5 protein-coding genes are annotated in these 3,826 nt (G+C 35.8%); all 5 read left to right on the top strand.

Features of this window, described 5'->3' with window-relative positions; translation table 11 throughout:
* Nucleotides 1-62 precede the first annotated feature (62 nt).
* Nucleotides 63-1,034 carry a hypothetical protein gene (locus tag FGQ85_RS17905; RefSeq protein ID WP_138374134.1) on the top strand — a complete coding sequence of 324 codons (972 nt, stop codon included), beginning with the start codon at nt 63-65 and terminating at the stop codon, nt 1,032-1,034.
* A gap of 522 nt (nt 1,035-1,556) precedes the next feature.
* Nucleotides 1,557-2,051, top strand: a complete 495-nt coding sequence (locus FGQ85_RS17900) for a hypothetical protein (protein WP_243128609.1) — start codon at nt 1,557-1,559, stop codon at nt 2,049-2,051.
* 47 nt (nt 2,052-2,098) lie between these two features.
* Nucleotides 2,099-2,575 (top strand): hypothetical protein, encoded by a 477-nt coding sequence (locus tag FGQ85_RS17895; RefSeq protein WP_087167985.1) that lies wholly within the window; start codon nt 2,099-2,101, stop codon nt 2,573-2,575.
* Nucleotides 2,576-2,724: 149 nt separating this feature from the next.
* Nucleotides 2,725-3,120, top strand: a complete 396-nt coding sequence (locus FGQ85_RS17890) for a DUF1801 domain-containing protein (protein ID WP_138374133.1) — start codon at nt 2,725-2,727, stop codon at nt 3,118-3,120.
* Between the two features lie 317 nt (nt 3,121-3,437).
* Complete coding sequence (locus FGQ85_RS17880; protein ID WP_138374132.1) at nt 3,438-3,641, top strand: hypothetical protein; 204 nt, start codon at nt 3,438-3,440, stop codon at nt 3,639-3,641.
* Nucleotides 3,642-3,826: the final 185 nt, after the last annotated feature.

Raw genomic sequence — 3,826 nt, 5'->3', positions numbered from 1 at the left:
CATAAATCACTATTTTGTCAGCTGAAATATTGAATTTTCAAGGAGCGAAGCCCATTTCAGGTATGGGAAGTCTTAGTTATCTACTTAACAATTTAAGATATGGTGATGCTCAACCAACTGATACGATGCCACTTATTGCAAATCCTTATAAAGCAATGGAAAGTGGCCTATTTGCTCCACTTGACAGTTATATGAAGCAAGATGATTACTGGGATAAAAGTTCATATAATTCAGCTTTTCTGGAAACAGGGAAATATAATGACAAACAGTATATTCTCCCCCTTACATTTACTGGTGAACTGTTGCTTTCGGAAAGTGACTGGATTCAGAAGCCAGAGGCTGATAATCTTGTAGAATGGCTGAAATATGCGGAAAGATCAGAAGATACTGATTTAAAAGGTGCTTTTATCCATCATATTTTCATGTCCCCAAATTGGTATCAGCCCGCGACTAATTATCAGAAGCGAGAAGTTCAATATGATAAGGAGAGGTGGAAAGAGTTCTTTGTCTCTAACATGAAATTCTTTTCTCTTAACATTGAGCAAAGCGCAAATTGGAGTCAAGATACATCTTGGACGAGTGTAAGGGATGGATTGAAAAGAATTGAATTTATTCCTGATATAACGGGTAATCGTGTTGCGTCTATACAAGGATACGGAGCGGTAGGAATGTCATGTGAAAGAAAAGAAGAAGCATATGAGTTCCTAATGTTGTTTTTAAATCATGAAACGGATCTTCTGTGGCAAGGAATTGGCGGCCGTGGAATTCCGACGGATCCCGATAAATATCAGATGCAATTTGAGCGGGGCTTTAAGGTATCAGAAGAAACATTGAAGATGACATTAAAAGCCTATCAAGGATTAAATTGTGCATATTTTGCAACGAATGTAGAGAGCTATTTGCAGGAAGCAGTTGAGAATGCAGTCCACGAAGGACGCTGGGAAAAAACAAATGATTGGGATGCGTGTGATAAGACAGGGGCAGAAATTGCGGAAAAAGCCCAGAAGCTGTATGAAACTCAAGTAAAAGAATAGTTCCAGACGATTTAAAAATTCAAAGTGTGAGAGGTGGAAATCTCAATGAAAGAGATATCAAATGGAGAATGTCAAAAATGCAGGAATATATAGATTCGCGTTACGTAGATGTGTCATGTAAACACGGCAAAAAGGGTTGTGATCGTGGATTTCAAAAACTTCGAGTTGTTGAGGAACGGTGCATGACTTGCGGAACAAAAGCAGTATTAGAATACGAGTGGCTTACTATGTCTTCAACATGCAATGGATTTTAAATGTTCGGACATATACAGAAATGTCGAATTGATTTTGTCTAATTTTGATAAAAAACGGTTACTCCTCTGGAGATCAACCGTTTTTTGTATGGGTGAGAAATAAAAATGACAGGGAAATACCGGGATGTTATAATAGACTAAAGTAGATTGACAATTAATAATTTAAGGAGAGAATAGAATTACATTAATAAATATCCTTATGATTAAATATGATTTCGTTTTCAAGCAAGTTAGAGAGAACAACAAGTCCTGATTTGGAGAGATGAGTATGAAGACTTATAAGCTGCCTTGTGATTGGCAAATCTCTATACCCGATAACTGGCAGGGAGAATATGATAAAGAGGATGGTCAATGCGTGTTTTATCCTGATAACAGCGATTTGACAATTCGTATAACGCCGTTTCATGCAGAAAGAGATGGTGTGCCTGCCCCAATCGAGGTGATGGAAAATGCGTATATCAGCACAATTCCAATGTCAGCAAAATTGCGAGATGCACATTTACTTACTACGGATGGATTTTCGGTAAGAATGTACGAGGGTACATTGATCGAAGAGAACAAAACAGTTTATGTTATTTATATCGGATATTATTCTGCAGGGAAACTATTATCTATCAATGTATACGGCACAAATAAAACCGAATGCGAACAAGCCCTGAATATCATAAAAACAGTAAAAATTCAATATTTTGAGAATGACAACCAAGAAGAGCAGCTCAGCACTTTTTATCTTGAACAAACGAATGATAATTCAATATTTTAAATTAATGTCCCCTGATTGACAAAGTAAGAAATGAAGAGACCAAACATATGATTTTTAAATTTGGACAATATAAAGTTGATATTGATGTAGAAAAAATAAAAAATTTTTATGAGAATGCAGAGCCTGTCAGCAAATCCTGTTCGTGTGACGGGGGCCTGAATTTTGAAAAAGCTGTTGGTGAACTTCCGCATTCAGTACATAAATTCTTTGGTGACATAGGTGTGGATATGAGAAAGGCCTGTGAATGTTATGTAAACCATGTAAATGATGACGGAACGCTGTTATATGGTGGATTTTATCATCTCTGTGGCATTTTGGCAGAAGGCAAGAGTGCCTGGAAGAACATAAATGATAAAACTGCATATTGGGATGATGATGAGGCATTTGCCATATCTCCCAATTTCCACGTATCTTTTCATAGAGATATAGTATTGTTAGAAAAGGGATTTCCATTACCGGCTATCCAACTTGATTTTTCCGCGGATATTCCGTGGGTGTTGAAGAAGAGAAATACTTATATTTAGCGTAGTAGCTTTCGGCTTGATAAGGCCTGAGAGCTATTGGTGAATAACGCACAGTATTCTACACGCTTCTTCTTTAAACCAAAGAGGAAGTTGAGAGAAAAGGTTGATACAATGTTGAGATAAATTCTGGTTTATGGAGGAAACGAAGTATGTGGATATGCCCAAAATGTGGAAGAGAATTTAAAAGAACAAATCAAGGTCATTATTGTGGGAAAGCACCTGAAACAGTAATAGATTATATAGATTCGCAACCCATAGAGACACGCACCCATTTAACAGAAATGATGACTATATTACAAAATAGTGTTCCGGGCGTAAATGAACGTATATTATGGAGTATGCCGTATTATGAGAAAGAAGGAAAATCCATTTCCTTTTCCGCTTGTAAAAATCACATCAGTTTTTATGTGGGGGTTGAAGCTATTGAAAAATTTGCGTTGGAATTAAAAGAAGTTGTTACTAAGAAAAATGCAATATATTTTTCTTATGACAGAGAGCTGCCTGCAAAATTGATTGAAAATATTACAAAATGGTGTTTAAGCTGATTTGATAAATACTAAGTTGTCTAAACGAAGGTTGAAATTTATTATACGCAACTTTTGGTTGACGAATATTGAGTTACAAAAATTAAAATCGGAAGTCACGGAAGATGAGTACAAATATACAATCAATGAAGCTGAAAAGAAGCATTTTTCGTATTGGCTGATAATTATTGTTCCTTTTATAATGGCACTGGTTGTATTAATGTTTTACTATTACTTTTACCAAGGATAAATATAGGTGATACAGAGTAAAGAATAGTGTCTGTTAAGAACTAAGATTTTTGTGCGAGAGTTAGTTTGCTAATTGAAAGGTGATGGAAATGAAGAATTATACAACAATATCGAAGGCGGCATTAGCAATATGTATAGGTTTAATTATTTCATCTGTGGTAAATGGGATTACGGGATTTATAAATTCTGCTATTTCATTTAGCGGAACAGCAATCTGCATTCTTGGATTTTCCATAGCGATATTTGCGATTACAATATTAGAGAAAGAAAGAGCAAAAAGGAAACACGGATAACAGATGGCAAAAAGAAATCTTGAATATAGAGGTGGCTGTAATTTGAAGGAGTGGATCTTAAGACGCAGTTTAGAAGAGAGTGGACAGGTAATGTTCTGCTCTTTTTTGCTTTATAGGAAATTGCGTTTTTGGAGCAGTCAAAAAAAGAACGCATGTTCATCGAACATATGTTAGATAAACATGCG

Origin of the sequence: Pseudoflavonifractor sp. BSD2780061688st1 E11 (genome assembly GCF_005844125.1) — a bacterium.
GTDB classification, from domain to species: domain Bacteria; phylum Bacillota; class Clostridia; order Lachnospirales; family Lachnospiraceae; genus Sellimonas; species Sellimonas catena.
The sequence above is the reverse complement of the archived record's forward strand: the minus strand, read 5'-3'. Positions and strand labels throughout refer to the sequence as shown.